This is a genomic window from Comamonas koreensis (assembly GCF_014076495.1).
GTDB lineage: Bacteria > Pseudomonadota > Gammaproteobacteria > Burkholderiales > Burkholderiaceae_C > Comamonas > Comamonas squillarum.
In genome coordinates this window covers 1,612,796-1,629,074 of record NZ_CP043575.1, presented here as the reverse complement: position 1 = coordinate 1,629,074, position 16,279 = coordinate 1,612,796, and the positions used below count along the sequence as shown (strand labels likewise).

Genomic DNA, 16,279 nt, shown 5'->3' with positions numbered 1-16,279 from the left:
CCTCGGCATGCCGAGGTTTTTTTGTGGTCTGTCGCAGGCGATCAGTCGTCGCTGCCACCCAGTTGCATGATCAGACGCAGCACATACCAGAACAGCAGCGCCACCGATGCGAACAGGTGCAGGGCCGCACCAGCGGGGCGGTCTGCGGGGTAGTGGCGCATGATCTGCGAGGTGTCATACAGCACGCAAGCGCCGGCAAACAGCACCATCGCGCCGGAGAACCAGATGCCCAGCTTGAAGCCGAACACGACACCGGCCAGGATGATGCCGATCGCCACCAGGCCGCCGATCTTCAAGAAGCCGCCCAGGAAGGAGAAGTCCTTCTTGCTGGTAAAAGCGGTGAAGGTCAGGCCCGCGACCAGTGCCAGGGTGGCGATCGATGCCGCCTGGATGGAGCCCGGCGCAATGATGCTGGCCATCGCCAGCATCGGCGCGAAAATGAGCGACTCGGCGAACACAAAGCCACCCAGCGCCAGGTACTGCACGCCGGTGCTTTCCGAATTGTCCGCCGCGTTGGTGGCGAGCCAGCCCACCACCATGAACGCGCCCATCACCGCAAGCCAGCCCCATTTGCTGACACCCAGCATCTTGAGCATCGCAAACGATGCGCCGCTGGCGTAGAGGCCAAACGACAGCACGGCAAAAGCCAAGATGGCTACGGCCAGATGGCTGTAGGCCGCCTTGATAAATTGGCCACGGCTGTTTGCCTCGGCCAGGCCTCCGCCGTGTCCGGCGTATTCGGGAAAGTTCATGCGTCCTCCTTCAGGTCTATGTCGGAGCAGTATCGCAGATTTGCTTTACAAAGCTGGGCCTTTCCAGGCCCTGCCTACGGGCATTGCCGCCGGGCACAAAAAAGCCCGCAGTCACAGCGGGCTCCAGAGCGTGGGTGCAGCAGGCCATCAAGGCGGGCTGGCAGCGGGCGTCTTGGCGGGGCTGAGCGCCATCAGCCAGCCGGCCATCAGCTCGGCCTGCTCCTGCGTGATCTGCGGGTGGCGCGGCATCACGATGCGGCCCCATTCGCCCACGCTGCCTTCGCGGATCTTGCCGGCCAGGTAGGGAACGGCGTCGTCACGGCCCGCATAGCGCTTGGCGATATTGCGAAAGCCGGGGCCCACCACGTCAAGCTCCATCGTGTGGCAGCGCATGCAGTCGCTGCTGCGGGTGACCAGCTCACGCCCCTTTTGCAGCTGCGGGCTGGCCTCGATCAGGCGGTCAGCGGCCGTCACCTCGGGCTTGGGCCGGATGATCAGCCGCCCGATATTGAACATGCCCAGGCCCACCACCAGCGCAAATGCCACGATCAGCACGCCCAGCCAGCGCGAGCGGCGCGGGGCTTCGGTCTCTGAATCGGGATGGAGGTGCGGGTCTGGTTGCTGCGAATCGCTCATGCTGGAATCGGCCCGGGGGCCAGCGCTGGAAACGGGCCGGCGAACGCGCAGGTTCGCGGCCCTGGGTGAAAAGCGGCAGCGCCCTCACAGGCGCCGCCCGTGCCATCAATGGCGGAAGTGGCGCACGCCGGTGAACACCATGGCCACGCCGCGCTCGTTGGCGGCATCGATCACTTCCTGGTCGCGCATCGAGCCACCAGGCTGGGCCACGCAGGTGGCGCCGGCATCGACCACCACATCCAGGCCATCACGGAAGGGGAAGAAGGCATCGGACGCCACAACGGTGTTCTGCAGCGACAGCTTGGCCGCCTCCGCCTTGATCGACGCGATACGGGCCGAATCTAGGCGCGACATCTGGCCCGCGCCCACGCCCATGGTCATGCCGTTCTTGCAGAACACGATGGCATTGGACTTGACGAACTTGGCCACCTTCCAGGCAAACAGCAGGTCCTGCAGTTCTTGCGGGGTCGGCTGCTTGACGGTCACGACCTTCAGATCCGCCAGTTGCAGCTCGTGGTTGTCGGCCGATTGCAGCAGGATGCCCGAGCCCACGCGCTTGGATTCAATGGCGTTGCGGCCCTGCTCCCAGTCGGTGTTGCCGCCAGCGGGCAGTGCGATCTTCATCAGGCGCACATTGACCTTGGACTTGAAGATCTCCAGCGCCTCGGCGCTGAAGTCCGGGGCCATCAGCACTTCGACGAACTGCTTGGACACGGCTTCGGCTGCAGCCTTGTCGACGGCGCGGTTGAAGGCGATGATGCCGCCAAAAGCGCTGGTCGGGTCGGTCTGGAAGGCCTTGGAGTACGCTTCGAACGCATCGGCACCCACGGCCACGCCGCAGGGGTTGGCGTGCTTGACGATCACACAAGCGGGCACTTCGAAGCTCTTGACACATTCCCAGGCGGCATCGGCATCGGCGATGTTGTTGTAGCTCAGCTCCTTGCCTTGCAGTTGCACGCCCGTGGCCAGCGAGCCGGGTGCGGGGTACAGATCGCGGTACCAGGCCGCTTGCTGGTGGCTGTTTTCGCCATAGCGCAGGTCCTGGATCTTGATGAACTGGCTGTTGCTCTGGCCGGGGAAGGCGGCGCGCTCGGGCACGTATTCTTCCGACAGCTTTTCGTCTTCGAAGGTAACCGACGACAGGTAGTTGCTGATCGCGCCATCGTACTGGCTGATGCGGTTGAAAGCGGCAACCGACAGTGCAAAGCGAAGTTGGTTGCTCAGCTTGCCGCCGGCCTTCAGCTCGGCGAGCACCGCGTCGTACTGGTCGGCGGCGGTGATCACGCCCACATCCTTCCAGTTCTTGGCAGCGGAGCGCACCATCGCCGGGCCACCAATGTCGATGTTCTCGATCGCATCGGCCAAGGTGCAGCCGGCCTTGGCAACGGTCGCTTCAAAGGGGTAGAGGTTCACCACCAGCAGGTCGATGGTCTCGATGCCGTGTTCCTTGAGCGCAGCCATGTGCTCGGGCAGGTCGCGGCGGGCCAGCAGGCCGCCGTGCACCATGGGGTGCAGGGTCTTGACGCGGCCGTCGAGCATTTCGGGGAAGCGGGTGACCTCGGCCACTTCGGTCACGGGCAGGCCCTTGTCGGCCAGCAGCTTGGCGGTGCCGCCGGTGGACAGCAGGTGCACACCCAGCGCATGCAGGGCCTGGGCAAACTCGACAATACCGGTTTTGTCGGAAACGGAAATCAGGGCTTTCATGTCAATCACTTCAAAGATAGAAACAGGCTTGTGCCGCATGCGCAGCGGGCGCAAGCAGCACTGAAATCAGGGCGCGAGTCAGAGCATCTTGTGCTCGACCAGCTTCTTGCGCAGCGTGTTGCGGTTCAGGCCCAGCCACTCGGCGGCCCGCGACTGGTTGTTGTCGGCGTGGTTCATCACCACCTCCAGCATCGGGCGCTCCACCATGCGCACCACCATCTCGTACACGCGGTCCGGCACCTCGCCTTCCAGATCCTGAAAATAGGTCTGCAGGCTGTCCCGCACGGACTGCTCAATCGTCGTCTTACTCATACAAAGTCATCACTCATTGTTGTTGCTTGGGCCATCGCACTCCCGCTGGCCTCTGGTGCTGGAGCCATGCCAGGCAGCCGGTCCATCTGTTGCCCCAGGGCTAACAGGTAATCGGCTACGGCCTGCCATTGCGCCGCACTGTTGTCAATCACATTCATCTCGCGCCGAAACGCATCGCCCCCCGGCAGATCGCGCACATACCAGGCGATGTGCTTGCGCGCCGAGCGCACGCCCGTGCTCTCGCCGTACAGCGCATAGTGGTCCTGCAGGTGCTCGAGCAGATGGCGGCGCAGCTCGGCCACCAAGGGTGGCGCGAGCAGCTCGCCGGTCTGCAGAAAATGCACGATCTCGCGAAAAATCCAGGGGCGGCCCTGGGCCGCCCGTCCCACCATCACCGCGTCCGCACCAGTGAAGGCCAGCACATCGCGTGCCTTGGCCGGGCTGGTGATATCGCCATTGGCAACCACCGGCACCGACACCGCCTGCTTGACGGCACGGATCGTGTCGTACTCGGCCAGGCCCCGGTAGCCCTGCTCGCGCGTGCGGCCATGCACGGTAAGCATCTGGATGCCCGCCTGCTCGAACTGGCGCGCCAGCTGCACGGCATTCTTGTGGTCATCGCTCCAGCCGGTGCGCATCTTCAAGGTCACCGGCACGCCATAGGGGGCGGCAGCCGCCACCACGGCTGCAGCAATCTCGACGGCCAGCGGCTCGTTTTGCATCAGCGCCGAGCCGGCCCATTTGTTGCAGACCTTCTTGGCCGGGCAACCCATGTTGATGTCGATGATCTGCGCGCCGCGCTCAATGTTGTAGACCGCCGCCTCCGCCATCATCGGCGCGTCGGTTCCTGCGATCTGCACGGAGATCGGGCCGGGTTCGCCGGCATGGTTGGCGCGGCGGCTGGTCTTGAGGCTGTCCCACAAGTCCTTGCGGCTGGTCACCATCTCGCTGACCGCATACCCCGCCCCCAGCGCTTTGCACAGCTGGCGAAAAGGCCGGTCCGTCACGCCCGCCATGGGCGCCACAAACACGTTGTTGGCCAGAGTGTAGGGACCGATGCGAACGGACATGGAATGCAAAAAGCGAGCACTTCGCCACCGAAGTGCTGGTTGTTGTGGTGAGGGGAAGGGGCAGATTGTACTGCTTAAAAAAGTAGCAAACATCCAATCTACCCGCTTGACATTTGGGAATGCCCAAAAAATCGGCGACGGGACGCCCGCTGGCCAGGTCCCAACAACGCACTTGGCGGCCGCAGTGGGCGCTCCAGCGCCGCTGCCGCAAGCGCTTGTCCAGATGGGATTTTTCGGCCTCTTGGCTGACACGGCAGCGGCCCGCAGCGCCGCTGACGGGCGCCCCCCAGCCGCTACACTGGCAGCCATGGAAGCTTGGATTCAACAGTTGCTGACATGGCTGGCCCTGCCGCAGTTCGGGCTCAGCACGGTCTTTATCGTGGCCCTGATATCGGCCACCTTGCTGCCGCTGGGCTCCGAGCCCGCTGTGGCCGGCCTGCTACACCTGAACCCCGATCTGTTCTGGCAGGCCATCTTGGTGGCTACCGCCGGCAATACCCTGGGCGGCGCCATCAGCTGGTGGACCGGCGCGCTCGCCCGCACCGCCTGGTACAAGGCCCGCAGCCTGCGTAAGGTTGGGCTTGACCTCGCCGACCCCAGCCAGCCCCCTGCGCCACCCAACAAGCAAAGCCGCCACCAGCGCATGGCCCGCATCTGGCTGCGCAAGTTTGGCGCCAAGGCCTGCCTGCTCAGCTGGCTGCCCATCGTCGGTGATCCGCTCTGCGCTGTGGCCGGCTGGCTGCGCCTGCCGTTCTGGCCCTGCGTGTTCTATATGGCGGTGGGCAAGTTTTTGCGCTATTTGGTAATGACGGCCACCATTTTGCATTTCTGGCCCTCGTGAAGTCGCGCTGAGGCTGGTGCCCACCTCTGCCGCACTAATCCACCCGCAGGCCCAGCTGCTGCGCCACGGCCGCATAGCGGTCGATGTCGCTGGCGATCACCCGCCCAAACTCGGCCGCACTTTGTTGCATCGGCGTGTAGCCTTGCTCGCGCAGCCACTGCTGCATCGCAGGCTCGGCCAGAATCTGCGCCAGCTCCGCATGCATGTGCTGCACGACGGCATCACTGGTGGCGGCAGGCGCCAACAGACCATGCCACTGCTCCACGCTGAAGCCGGCACTGCCCTGCTCGGCCACAGTGGCAACCTGGGGCCACTGCGCCAGGCGCTGGGGCGCGGTGATGGCAATGGCGCGCACGCGGCCCGCCTCGATCAGTGGCGCAGCGCTGCTGGCGGTGACCATGCCCATGGCGACCTGGCCGGCGGCCACGGCGGTGATGGCCGGCCCGCAGCCCTTGTAGGGCACATGCTGCCAATGCAGCTGCGCGGCCTGGGCCAGCATTTCGCCGGCCAGGTGCTGTGGCGTGCCATTGCCGCAAGAGGCAAACGGCAGCTGCAGCTGCTGCGCCGAAGCGCGTACATCGGCCAGACTGCGCAGCGCGCTGCCCTGCGGCACCACCAGCACCGACGCGATCGTGCCCACATTGAACACGGCCTTGAAATCCTGGCGCGGGTCAAAATCGAGCTGGCGGTAGACGGCGGGGTTGATCGCGAACGAGCTGTTCACCATCAGCCAGCTGCTGCCATCGCCCGGGGCCTGTGCCACATGGCGCGCGCCAATATTGCCGCTGGCCCCGGGGCGGTTTTCCACCACCACGGTCTGGCCGGTGCGCTGCTGCAAGGCGGCGCCCAGTTTGCGCGCGAGCAGGTCGGTGCCGCCGCCGGGCGGAAAGGTCACGACGATGGTGATGAGCTTGTCAAAGCGGGCCGCCGCCATGCTGCTGCCGCCCAGCCACAGGCCAGCTGCAATGCAGGCCACAGTGGCGCTTGCGACCCACCACCAGGAAAAGCGTTGGAAAACTCGGGGCATCACAGGCCTCCTTCCAGGTTATGCCAGGTGTTCGGGTAATAGAGGGCCAGCTCAGGCATCCAGGCCAATATCGAGCAACTTGGCGCTGTGCGTGAGCCAGCCCACTGCGATCTGGTCCACCCCGGTGGCGGCCACCTGGGGCGCCGTCTCGGGCGTGATGCGGCCCGAGGCCTCGGTCACCGCCTTGCCCCGGCACATGGCCACCGCCGTGCGCAGGGTCTCCAGGTCCATGTTGTCCAGCAGCACCACGTCCACCCCGAGCTGCAATGCGGCATCGAGCTGCGCGAGCGTGTCCACCTCGAGCTCGATCTTGACCATATGGCCGACGCCCGCCCGGGCGCGGCCCACGGCGGTGGCCACATCGCCAGCCAGCGCAATGTGGTTGTCCTTGATCAGCACGGCGTCATCCAGGCCAAAGCGGTGGTTGCTGCCGCCACCCACGCGCACGGCATACTTTTGCAGCGCGCGCAGGCCCGGCATGGTCTTGCGCGTGCAGGTCACCCGCGTGCCATAGGGCTGGATGGCCTGGGCAATCGCATAGGTGGCGCTGGCCACGCCGCTCAGGTGGCAGAGGTAGTTCAGCGCCGTGCGCTCGGCCGTCAGGATCGCCCGGCTCTTGCCATGGATGCGGGCGATCTCCATGCCCGGCGCCAGCACCGTGCCGTCGCCGCACAGCGGCTCAAACACGACGCCGCTGTCGAGCAGATGGAACGCCAGCCGCGCCAGATCCAGCCCCGCCAGCACCCCCGCTTGCCGCGCCACCAGGCGCAGGCTGTCCCTGGCGTCAGCTGGCACTATCGTGTCAGTCGTCAGGTCACCGGCGCGGCCCAGGTCTTCGAGCAGCGCCATTCGCACCAGCGGCTCCAGCATCACATCGGGCAGAGGAGGAACGGGCAGCGCAGCCGTTTGATTAATGCTCATTTTGAGTATTTATGGAGTAAAAAAAGGGGCGCACCAGCCTTGTACCAGTCGCACGGGTATTTATGCTAAACCTGAGCATAAATACTGTCAAGCGCTGAAGCCCTGGGACCTGTCACCTGCGCTCAGGCCTTCAAAAAGGGGTTGGGGTACTCAGCCGCGTGCCAGCGGCAGCTTGTTGCCTGCCACTGCCCGCTCCACCAGCACATTGCGGCGGAAGCGAAACAGCTTGGCGGGGCGGCCTGCGCCCTGGCTGCTGATCTCGCCGGTGTCTTCGACCAGTGCCTGCTGCTCGATCAGGCGGCGAAAATTCTGCTTGTGCAGGCTGCGCCCGGCCAGCGCTTCCACCGCCTGCTGCAGCTGCAGCAGCGAGAAACTGTCGGCCATCAGCTCGAACACCACCGGGCGGTACTTGATCTTGGCCCGCAGCCGCGCCATGCCAGTAGCCAGAATGCGGCGGTGGTCATTGCGCATCGCCGTGCCCAGCAAAGTCTGGCCTTGGGGGGCCGCCATGCCATCGCGCCAGGCCTCAGCCACGAGGCCCGCTTCAAACAGCAGCTCGTAGCGCTGCAGCACCAGCTCTTCGTTCCAATCGCTGCCTTCGAGGCCAAAGCTCACACAGGCCCGCTCCCAGCGCGCGCTGGCTGCCGCCTTGTCCGCCGCCTGCTCACTCCAAGCCTGCAAGGCAGGCGCAATGCGCTGGCCCAGCATCGCCGGCGCGCCGCTGCGCCAGTCCTCCCAGGGGAAATAGCGGTACCAGTCCTGCCAGCCCCGCTGGGCCTGGCCGGCATCGTCCAACTCGCGCGTCAATGCTAGGTAGCTGATGGAGATCGCCCGCATGCCCAGCTCCTGCGAGCGGTCGCGGTCGGCAAAGGTGTAGAGCTGCTCCACAAAGCCCAGCGGGTGGTGGGTCTGCGTCTCCACCCAGGCGCGCAGGCTGGCCTGCAGCGAGCGGTGGTTGGCGGTAAAAGGCCCGGCCGGCAGCGTCTCGCCCGCTTGCGTGGTCAATATGCGCGGCTGCCCGCCCGTCACCGCCACCAGCACCGCCACCAGATCGGCCTGCACCGAATGCTGCTCGCGCTCGGCGGCGTTTTGCGCAAGGGGCGCATCCGCAGCAGTGGTTTTTGTGATCGCGGCAGGTGGGGTCACCAAAGGGGGGCTTTCAAAAATCGATGGACGGGGCGGCGCTTGCAGTGCCAGCCAAGAGGGCGCTACGTCGCAAGCAGCGGCTATCTTATAACGGCTTGCAGCGTTGCTCTGCCATCGCGCTGCCCCATGCGCATGAGCGCAGTGCAGCACGAAAAAGCCCGCTGACCTGCAGCGGGCTTGGGGGTTCTGACGGCCAGCACGCAGCGAATGCCTGCGGGCAGTGTTGTTGCCGAAACGGTCAGACGTTAAACAGGAAGTTCAACACATCGCCATCCTTGACGATGTATTCCTTGCCTTCGGCGCGCATCTTGCCCGCTTCCTTGGCACCCTGCTCACCCTTGTACTGGATGTAGTCATCAAAGGCGATGGTCTGGGCGCGGATAAAGCCGCGCTCGAAGTCGCCGTGGATGACGCCAGCGGCCTGGGGTGCGGTGGCGCCCACGGGCACCGTCCAGGCGCGCACTTCCTTCACACCGGCGGTGAAGTAGGTTTGCAGACCCAGCAGCGAGAAGCCGGCGCGGATCAGGCGGTTAAGGCCAGGCTCTTCCAGGCCCATTTCCTGCAGGAACATGTCGCGGTCTTCGTCGCCCATCTCGGACATTTCTGCCTCGATCTTGGCGCAGATGGCGACCACGGGCGCGCCTTGCGCTTGGGCATAGGCCTTGAGGCTGTCGAGCAGCGGGTTGTTCTCGAAGCCGTCTTCGCTGACGTTGCCGACAAACATCGCGGGCTTGGCGGTGATCAGGCAGAACTGCTTGAGCAGCGGCGCGTCTTCCTTGGACACGGGCACGATGCGGGCGGGCTTGCCCTCGTCGAGCACGGCCTGGATGGGGGTCAGCAGCGAGACCAGCTTGGCCGCTTCCTTGTCGTTGCCCGACTTGGCCGCCTTGCTGTAGCGGTTCAGCGCTTTTTCGACGGTGGCCAGGTCGGCCAGGCACAGCTCGGTCTGGATGACTTCGATATCGGCAATCGGGTCGACCTTGTTGGCCACGTGGATCACGTTCGGGTCTTCGAAGCAGCGCACGACGTTGACGATGGCGTCGGTCTCGCGGATGTGGGCCAGGAACTGGTTGCCCAGGCCTTCGCCCTTGGAGGCGCCTGCCACCAGGCCGGCGATGTCGACAAACTCCACGATGGCCGGAACAACGCGCTCGGGCTCGACGATCTTGGACAGCTGGTCCAGGCGCGGATCGGGCACTTCCACCACGCCGGTATTGGGTTCGATCGTGCAGAAAGGATAGTTTTCGGCGGCAATCCCTGCCTTGGTCAACGCATTAAAAAGGGTGGACTTGCCAACATTGGGCAAACCGACGATGCCGCATTTGAGGCTCATGGCAGTGCTTTCTCTATTCTTTCGGACAAACCAGGCATTTTAAGCCGACTGCATGGCAATCGCGAATCCAGGCGTATTTCAACGGAAAGCCTCAATCAAACTGTAAGGCACCGCCGACCGCATCACCCACCCGCAATATCCCGCCCGTACCTGCCGGCACATAGGCATTCATGCCAAAGGTGACGGCGCCGTCCAGGCGCTCATCGTGACGGTAGGTCTGCAAGGTGTCGGTCACGCTGGTACCGCTCGCAGCGGTGGCCGGGTCGATATCGGGGATCGGGCAGCGTGCGCAGGGCTTGACCAGCGGCAGATCGGCCCATTGCTGGCTGCCCGGGCCGCCCTGCTGCACCGACAGGCTCTCGATGCGGTCTTCGTCATGCGACTGAAAGCCTTCGACAATGATATTGGCGCGAAAGCGCTCAGCCACCACCGGCGCGTCGCCCGCCTGGCGCAGGCGCTCATTGAGCTCATTGACGGAGGCCTGGCTGACCACCAGCACCGGAAAGCCATCGGCAAACTGCGTGGGCGCATCGGCCCCGCCTGTCCACTTCTTGCTCGCCAGCCGCAGCGCCTGCGGCGCCATGCGCACCAAAGTGCATTCGGTCTGCAGGAACGCGCTGAACCAGGCATTGACGGCATCGGGCGCCTGCAGGCCCGTCACCTGGTCGTCCCAGACGCGCACCGCCCGCTCGGGGCCGCTAAAGGCCATGTCCACCTGGAGCGGGTCCATGCCCGGGGCGGTGACCGTCATCACGCCATCGGCAATGGCCGGCTGCACCAGCACCATGCGGGCGATTTCGCGCTGCGAGATGAATTCGCCCCGACCATCGACGAGCATGAAGGCCCGGTCATGCTCCAAGCCTGTGGCCAACAGGCGTGCGCTTTGCACGGCGATACCGGCACAGGATTTGATGGGAAAAACCCACAATTGGCCAATATGGCCGGTGACATCAAAAAATTCGCTATTTGCCATGCTGCTCTGCGCCTGGGTTGATTCTGGGCAAACCACACTGTAACGAGTAAATGGCCGCCTTGCATCTGGGGACCGCCTGCTGAGCGCCCAACGGTGGCCAGCCCCCTGCGCCAAGTCGTACCTGCGCGCTGCACTGCCATGGTGCCCCACTACAATAGATCGCTTATGGCTTCTGAATTCGACGTTTGTATCCGTGGCGCGGGCATTGTGGGCCGCAGCTTGGCATTGTTGCTGGCGCGCGAGCGCATGCGCGTGGCGCTGGTGGACACGGCGCCTGCACCCAGCAACAGCGGCCACGGCGATGTGCGCGCCTATGCGCTCAACCAGCTCTCGCGCGAGGTGCTGCAGTCGGTGCGCAGCTGGCCCGAGGCCCAGCACGCCACGCCGGTAACCCGCATGGATGTCTATGGCGACCAGGGCGGCGAGGTGCATTTTGATGCGGCTCAGCAGCATACCCAGGCGCTGAACTGGATCGTCGATGTGCCGGCGCTGGAAGCGCAACTGGCCGCTGCCGTGCGCTACCAGCCGATGGTCGAGACGGTAGGCAGCCCGGTCGATGCCGCCCTGACAGTGGTCTGCGAGGGCAAGCACAGCCGCACCCGGGAAGAATTTGGCGTGGAGTTTGCCACGATCCCCTACCACCAGACAGCCGTCGCCACCCGCCTGCGCTGCGAGCGCCCGCATGGCCAGGCCGCGCGCCAGTGGTTTTCTGCAGCCGGCGACATTCTGGCCTTTTTGCCGCTGGGCGGCCCGGACGGCCATGAGGTGGCCGTCGTCTGGTCGCTGCCGGTCAGCCAGGTCGAAGGCGTCAAGGCGCTCGACGATGCCGGCCTGGCGATGGCGCTGGAATCGGCCAGCCAGGGCATGCTGGGCCAGCTCACTGTTTGCGCCGAGCGCGCCGCCTGGCCGCTGCAGCAGTCGGTGGCGCGCCAGTGGTGCGGCCCCCTGCCGGGGAGCGCCCTGCAAGACAGCGCCCGCGCCAAGAGCTGGGTGCTGGCCGGCGACAGTGCCCATGCCGTGCACCCGTTGGCCGGCCAGGGCCTGAACCTGGGCATGGCCGACATCGCCGCGCTGGCCCGCCTGCTAACCAGCGAAGATGCGCGCTGGCGCCGCCTGTCGGACCTGCGCCTGCTGCGCCGCTATGAGCGCGAGCGCAAGGCACGCCTGGCCCCCATCGGCTTGGCGATGGACAGCATTCAACAATTGTTTACCAGGCCCGAGACGCCTTTGCAAAGCCTGAGAAACTGGGGCATGCGCGGCTTTGAGAGCAGCGGCCCGCTGAAATCCTGGGTCACCCGCCAGGCCATGGGAGTGAACTTTTAGCGCCCATCTGGTACAAAGCTGTGCTCGGCCTGAAGCCGCTTGCAGGTAGCAAAATGTTAATAGTTGCGAGGGCTTAGCGCTGGCCCGGGCCTGAGGGGTCCCGGGGCACATGCTTGCTTCGAAGACAGACGTCGGAGTGCGGTCAAGCGGCTTGTAGGCACTGGTATCTGCCAGTGCCTGGGCTTTTCACCATCAAGATTCAAAAAAAGGTTTCTCATGCGAATTCTCTCTACCGTATTGGCCAGTGCTGCCATCGCGGCCAGTTTCTCCGCCAGTGCACAAGAAGACGCGATCCGCAAGGCGCTGGCAGAGCGTATCCCCCAGCTGCAAAAGATTGACGAAGTCAGCGCCACGCCGATGCAGGGCCTCTATGAAGTGCGCGTGGGCACCGACCTGTTCTACAGCGATGCCAAGGGCAACTACCTGATCCAGGGCGAGCTGATCGACACCCAGGCACACCGCAACCTGACCGAAGACCGCATGAACAAGCTGACGGCAGTGGACTTCAACAGCCTGAACCTGAAGGACGCGATCAAGACCGTCAAGGGCAATGGCTCGCGCAAGATTGCCGTCTTTGAAGACCCCAACTGCGGCTACTGCAAGCGCTTCGAGAAGGACCTGCAAAACGTCAAGGACGTGACGGTCTACACCTTCCTCTACCCGATCCTGAGCCCCGACTCGGTCGAGAAGTCGCGCAACATCTGGTGCGCCAAGGACCCGGCCAAGGAATGGGCCAGCCACATGCTCAAGGGCACCGATGCCCCCGCCGCCGCATCGAGCTGCGACGTGACGGCGCTGCAGCGCAATATGGAATTTGGCCGCAAGTACAAGATCACCGGCACGCCGACGATCTTCTTTGCCGATGGCTCGCGCGTTCCCGGCGCAATCGGCTCGGACGACCTGGAAAAGCGCCTCAAGGCCGTCAAGTAAGCCAGGCAGCTTGCTGCCCGCATTCCATCAGGCCCTTCGGGGCCTTTTTTGTGCCCGCTGAATTCCTGGGTCGGCACGCGCCCATGCAATTGGGGCTACGCTTGCGGGCTATGACCCAAAGCGCAGCCGCCACGGCACCCCATGCCATCCAGTACACCATCACGCCCATCGATCTGCACGCCCACCTCTACCAGGTCGTGCTCAATATCCCCCGGCCCAAGGCGATGCAGACCGTGTCGCTGCCGGTCTGGATCCCGGGCAGCTACCTGGTGCGTGAGTTCTCCAAATCGCTGCAGGGCCTGAGCGCCAGCCAAAGCGCGCAGCTGGTCGATATCCAGCAGCAGAACAAGAACACCTGGGTGGTGGACTGCAGCGCAGCGGAACCGCTGACCCTGAGCTACCAGATCTGCGCCTATGACAGCTCGGTGCGCACTGCCTGGCTCGACAGCCAGCGCGGCTTTTTCAACGGCACCAGTGTATTTTTGCGTGTGCATGGCAGCGAGGCCCTGCTGCAGGTGCTGCACATCGAGCCGCCGGCCCAGCAGCCCCATTGGCAGGTGGCCACCGGCCTCCTGGCCGCGCAGACCAACCCCCAAGGCTTTGGCCGCTACCATGCCAGCAGCTATGATGAGCTGGTGGACTGCCCGGTGGAGATGGGGCCATTCTGGAGCGCCGAGTTCAGCGCGCACGGCGTGGCGCACCGCTTTGTGGTGGCCGGCGCACCGCCCAGTTTTGATGGCGCACGCCTCATTGCCGATACGCAAAAGATCTGCGAGACCGAAATCCGCCTCTGGCACCCCCGGGGCAGGCCGCCTTTCGAGCGCTATGTGTTCATGCTCAACGCCATGGACGACAACTACGGCGGCCTCGAGCACAAGAACTCCACCGCCCTGATCTGCAGCCGGCGCGACCTCCCCCGCAAGGGCGAGGCCCAGGCCAGCAGCGGTTACATCACCTTGCTGGGTCTCATCAGCCACGAGTATTTCCACACCTGGAACGTCAAGCGCCTGCGCCCGATGGAGCTGGCCAGCTACGACTACGAACGCGAGAACTACACCGAGCTGCTGTGGTTCTTCGAGGGCTTTACCAGCTACTACGACGACCTGGTCCTGCGCCGCGCCGGCCTGCTGGACAACAGCCAGTACCTCAAGCTGCTCAACAAGACCTTGAACCAGGTGCTGCAGACGCCGGGCCGCCATCTGCAAAGCGTGGCCGAGGCGAGCTATGACGCCTGGGTCAAGTACTACCGCCAGGACGAGAACACGCCCAACGCCACCGTCAGCTACTACACCAAGGGCTCGCTGGTGGCCCTGTGCCTGGACCTGAGCCTGCGCCGCGCAGGCCACAGCGGGCTTGATGGGGTGATGCGGGCACTGTACCGGCGCTGCAAGGCCGGCCCGATGCGCGAGCAGGACCTGCTCGATGTGCTGCACGAGCTGACGGACCGCAGCTGGGCCGCCGACATCAGCGCCTGGGTGCATGGCAAGCTCGATCTGCCCGTGGCCGCCCTGCTCCAGGCCCATGGCGTCGATTGCCAGCCCGACAAGCCCCAGATCGCCCAGCAGCTGGGCCTGCGCGTGGCCGAGGGCGCTGCGGGCATCAGCATCAAGGTGGTGCTGCGCGGCGGCGCGGCCGAGGCCGCCGGCATGATGGCGGGCGACGAATGGATCGGCATCGAGCCGCTGCAGGCCAGTGCCCAGAGCGGCGGTTGGCGCCTGCACAAGCTCGACGACCTGCTGCTCTACGCCGGGGATGCCCAGCAGGTGCTGGCCCTGGTAGCCCGGGACAAGCGCCTGCTGCGCCTGCCGCTGGCCTTGCCAGCCCGCGCAGACGCCGCCCCTGCAAAAGGCCGCAAGAAAGCCCCAAAAACTGCCAGCCAGAGCGACACCGTCACCTTGGCTGTCACCGATGCGAATCTGGTCAATCTCTGGCTGGACGGGCGTTGATCGCGGGCAGTGACCCGCCCACCTGCACCCAAAAAGCGCCATCTTGCGCAGCTCGCTACGCCGCAACAGCCCGCTTGGTGTAGGATGCCTGTCGACCATGCGGGCGCCAGCAGGCCGCTGCTGCCCCACAACCCAAGGAGATAGACCGTGGCCTATGAAATGATCGAAGTGCGCGTCGAAGCCGAGAAAGTGGGCATCATCACGCTCAACCGCCCCAAGGCGCTGAACGCGCTCAACGACCAGCTGATGAACGAGCTGGGTGAGGCGCTCAAGGCCTTTGACGCCGACAAGAACATTGGCTGCATGATCATCACCGGCAGCGAAAAGGCCTTTGCCGCGGGCGCCGACATTGGCGCCATGGCCAAGTACAGCTTTGCCGATGCCTATGGCGGCGACTACATCACCCGCAACTGGGAAGCGATCCGCAGCATCCGCAAGCCCGTCATTGCCGCCGTCAGCGGCTACGCACTGGGTGGCGGCTGCGAGCTGGCCATGATGTGCGACTTCATCATCGCCGCCGACAACGCCCGCTTTGGCCAGCCCGAGATCAAGCTGGGCGTCATCCCCGGCGCCGGCGGCACGCAGCGCCTGCCCCGCGCCGTGGGCAAGGCCAAGGCCATGGACCTGGCCCTCACCGGCCGCATGATGAACGCCGACGAGGCCGAGCGTGCCAGCCTGGTCAGCCGCGTGGTGCCCGTGGACAAGCTGATGGAAGAGGCGCTGGGCGCGGCCATCATCATCAGCGGCTTCTCGCAGCTGGCCGTGATGGCCGCCAAGGAATCGGTGAACCGCGCGTTCGAGGGCAGCCTCAACGACGGCGTGATGTTCGAGCGGCGCCTGTTCCACGCGCTGTTCGCGACCAATGACCAGAAAGAAGGCATGGACGCCTTCGTCAACAAGCGCCCGGCCCAGTTCAGCAACAGCTGATCAGGCGCTACGGTGCCATTGGTGCAGGGGCCATGGTCCTTGCCAGCACCCGCCACGCAAAATGACTGTTTTTGACAAAACCTGGCGACATTGATCGCCGAGCCAAATTTTCGGTATATAATTTCGTTCTGCCGGTCGTATAGCTCAGTTGGTTAGAGCGCAGCATTCATAATGCTGATGTCGTAGGTTCAAGTCCCACTACGACCACCAGGTTTCAAGCCGCAGTGATTGCATGATCACTGCGGCTTTTCTCTTTGGCGCATCCGTTTTGATGGCTGCAAGTCGCGCCGAAAAAGTCGCAGCCAGCAGCCGGTACGCCGCCCATCCGCCCCTACAATGGAGTCTGCCGGTCGTATAGCTCAGTTGGTTAGAGCGCAGCATTCATAATGCTGATGTCGTAGGTTCAAGTCCCACTACGACCACCACATCCCACCGCAG

The 16,279-nt window shown here is 64.7% G+C and carries 15 protein-coding genes and 2 tRNA genes; 7 read left to right on the top strand and 10 right to left on the bottom strand.

All coding sequences use genetic code 11. The features are described from left to right. Positions 1–41: 41 nt before the first annotated feature. From F0Q04_RS07285 to dusB, 5 genes are all read right to left on the bottom strand, one after another. Positions 42–752 carry a Bax inhibitor-1 family protein gene (locus tag F0Q04_RS07285; RefSeq protein ID WP_116924635.1) on the bottom strand — a complete coding sequence of 237 codons (711 nt, stop codon included), beginning with the start codon at positions 750–752 and terminating at the stop codon, positions 42–44. Positions 753–899: 147 nt separating this feature from the next. After that, positions 900–1,388, bottom strand: a complete 489-nt coding sequence (locus tag F0Q04_RS07280) for a c-type cytochrome (protein WP_116924634.1) — start codon at positions 1,386–1,388, stop codon at positions 900–902. A gap of 105 nt (positions 1,389–1,493) precedes the next feature. Continuing rightward, the gene (purH, locus tag F0Q04_RS07275; protein ID WP_116924903.1) at positions 1,494–3,092 is read right to left on the bottom strand and encodes a bifunctional phosphoribosylaminoimidazolecarboxamide formyltransferase/IMP cyclohydrolase; all 1,599 of its coding nucleotides are present in this window, start codon (positions 3,090–3,092) and stop codon (positions 1,494–1,496) included. 78 nt (positions 3,093–3,170) lie between these two features. After that, complete coding sequence (locus tag F0Q04_RS07270; protein ID WP_021027292.1) at positions 3,171–3,404, bottom strand: Fis family transcriptional regulator; 234 nt, start codon at positions 3,402–3,404, stop codon at positions 3,171–3,173. Continuing rightward, positions 3,401–4,474: a tRNA dihydrouridine synthase DusB gene (dusB, locus tag F0Q04_RS07265; RefSeq protein ID WP_116924633.1), complete on the bottom strand. Its 1,074-nt coding sequence runs from the start codon at positions 4,472–4,474 to the stop codon at positions 3,401–3,403. The genes F0Q04_RS07270 and dusB overlap by 4 nt, the downstream gene beginning before the upstream one ends. A gap of 307 nt (positions 4,475–4,781) precedes the next feature. Between dusB and F0Q04_RS07260 the strand changes: the two genes are divergently transcribed. After that, positions 4,782–5,315 (top strand): YqaA family protein, encoded by a 534-nt coding sequence (locus F0Q04_RS07260; protein ID WP_182345060.1) that lies wholly within the window; start codon positions 4,782–4,784, stop codon positions 5,313–5,315. Positions 5,316–5,349: 34 nt separating this feature from the next. On the opposite strand, the gene F0Q04_RS07255 is transcribed toward F0Q04_RS07260, so the two are convergent. The 5 genes from F0Q04_RS07255 to F0Q04_RS07235 all read right to left on the bottom strand — a co-directional run bounded on the left by F0Q04_RS07255 (position 5,350) and on the right by F0Q04_RS07235 (position 10,715). After that, positions 5,350–6,342: a tripartite tricarboxylate transporter substrate binding protein gene (locus F0Q04_RS07255; RefSeq protein ID WP_182345059.1), complete on the bottom strand. Its 993-nt coding sequence runs from the start codon at positions 6,340–6,342 to the stop codon at positions 5,350–5,352. Between the two features lie 51 nt (positions 6,343–6,393). Continuing rightward, on the bottom strand, positions 6,394–7,263 hold the full coding sequence (nadC, locus tag F0Q04_RS07250) for a carboxylating nicotinate-nucleotide diphosphorylase (RefSeq protein ID WP_182345058.1): 870 nt from the start codon (positions 7,261–7,263) through the stop codon (positions 6,394–6,396). A gap of 150 nt (positions 7,264–7,413) precedes the next feature. Continuing rightward, positions 7,414–8,325: an NUDIX hydrolase gene (locus tag F0Q04_RS07245; protein WP_232539653.1), complete on the bottom strand. Its 912-nt coding sequence runs from the start codon at positions 8,323–8,325 to the stop codon at positions 7,414–7,416. 322 nt (positions 8,326–8,647) lie between these two features. Further along, positions 8,648–9,742 (bottom strand): redox-regulated ATPase YchF, encoded by a 1,095-nt coding sequence (ychF, locus tag F0Q04_RS07240; RefSeq protein ID WP_116924619.1) that lies wholly within the window; start codon positions 9,740–9,742, stop codon positions 8,648–8,650. Positions 9,743–9,833: 91 nt separating this feature from the next. Next, on the bottom strand, positions 9,834–10,715 hold the full coding sequence (locus F0Q04_RS07235) for an MOSC domain-containing protein (protein WP_182345057.1): 882 nt from the start codon (positions 10,713–10,715) through the stop codon (positions 9,834–9,836). A gap of 165 nt (positions 10,716–10,880) precedes the next feature. Here F0Q04_RS07235 and F0Q04_RS07230 point away from each other — a divergent pair, with 165 nt between their 5' ends. From F0Q04_RS07230 to F0Q04_RS07205, 6 genes are all read left to right on the top strand, one after another. Then, positions 10,881–12,038, top strand: coding sequence for an FAD-dependent monooxygenase (locus tag F0Q04_RS07230; RefSeq protein WP_182345056.1), 1,158 nt, complete (start codon positions 10,881–10,883; stop codon positions 12,036–12,038). A gap of 216 nt (positions 12,039–12,254) precedes the next feature. Beyond that, entirely contained in the window at positions 12,255–12,968 is a 714-nt protein-coding gene (locus tag F0Q04_RS07225; RefSeq protein ID WP_021027301.1) for a DsbC family protein, read from the top strand. Between the two features lie 110 nt (positions 12,969–13,078). Further along, positions 13,079–14,914, top strand: a complete 1,836-nt coding sequence (locus F0Q04_RS07220; RefSeq protein ID WP_116924616.1) for a M61 family metallopeptidase — start codon at positions 13,079–13,081, stop codon at positions 14,912–14,914. A 147-nt stretch (positions 14,915–15,061) separates the two neighbouring features. Further along, complete coding sequence (locus F0Q04_RS07215; protein WP_021025456.1) at positions 15,062–15,841, top strand: enoyl-CoA hydratase; 780 nt, start codon at positions 15,062–15,064, stop codon at positions 15,839–15,841. A gap of 133 nt (positions 15,842–15,974) precedes the next feature. Next, positions 15,975–16,051: transfer RNA gene (locus F0Q04_RS07210), tRNA-Met, on the top strand. 138 nt (positions 16,052–16,189) lie between these two features. Further along, positions 16,190–16,266: transfer RNA gene (locus F0Q04_RS07205), tRNA-Met, on the top strand. Positions 16,267–16,279: the final 13 nt, after the last annotated feature.

Excerpts from the sequence above, each read along its gene's own strand:
- nadC (WP_182345058.1), bottom strand. The coding sequence starts at position 7,263 with ATGAGCATTAATCAAACGGCTGCGCTGCCCGTTCCTCCTCTGCCCGAT.
- F0Q04_RS07235 (WP_182345057.1), bottom strand. The coding sequence starts at position 10,715 with ATGGCAAATAGCGAATTTTTTGATGTCACCGGCCATATTGGCCAATTG.
- F0Q04_RS07255 (WP_182345059.1), bottom strand. The coding sequence starts at position 6,342 with ATGCCCCGAGTTTTCCAACGCTTTTCCTGGTGGTGGGTCGCAAGCGCC.
- F0Q04_RS07285 (WP_116924635.1), bottom strand. The coding sequence starts at position 752 with ATGAACTTTCCCGAATACGCCGGACACGGCGGAGGCCTGGCCGAGGCA.
- F0Q04_RS07270 (WP_021027292.1), bottom strand. The coding sequence starts at position 3,404 with ATGAGTAAGACGACGATTGAGCAGTCCGTGCGGGACAGCCTGCAGACC.
- purH (WP_116924903.1), bottom strand. The coding sequence starts at position 3,092 with ATGAAAGCCCTGATTTCCGTTTCCGACAAAACCGGTATTGTCGAGTTT.
- F0Q04_RS07280 (WP_116924634.1), bottom strand. The coding sequence starts at position 1,388 with ATGAGCGATTCGCAGCAACCAGACCCGCACCTCCATCCCGATTCAGAG.
- F0Q04_RS07220 (WP_116924616.1), top strand. The coding sequence starts at position 13,079 with ATGACCCAAAGCGCAGCCGCCACGGCACCCCATGCCATCCAGTACACC.
- F0Q04_RS07225 (WP_021027301.1), top strand. The coding sequence starts at position 12,255 with ATGCGAATTCTCTCTACCGTATTGGCCAGTGCTGCCATCGCGGCCAGT.
- F0Q04_RS07260 (WP_182345060.1), top strand. The coding sequence starts at position 4,782 with ATGGAAGCTTGGATTCAACAGTTGCTGACATGGCTGGCCCTGCCGCAG.
- F0Q04_RS07230 (WP_182345056.1), top strand. The coding sequence starts at position 10,881 with ATGGCTTCTGAATTCGACGTTTGTATCCGTGGCGCGGGCATTGTGGGC.
- ychF (WP_116924619.1), bottom strand. The coding sequence starts at position 9,742 with ATGAGCCTCAAATGCGGCATCGTCGGTTTGCCCAATGTTGGCAAGTCC.
- dusB (WP_116924633.1), bottom strand. The coding sequence starts at position 4,474 with ATGTCCGTTCGCATCGGTCCCTACACTCTGGCCAACAACGTGTTTGTG.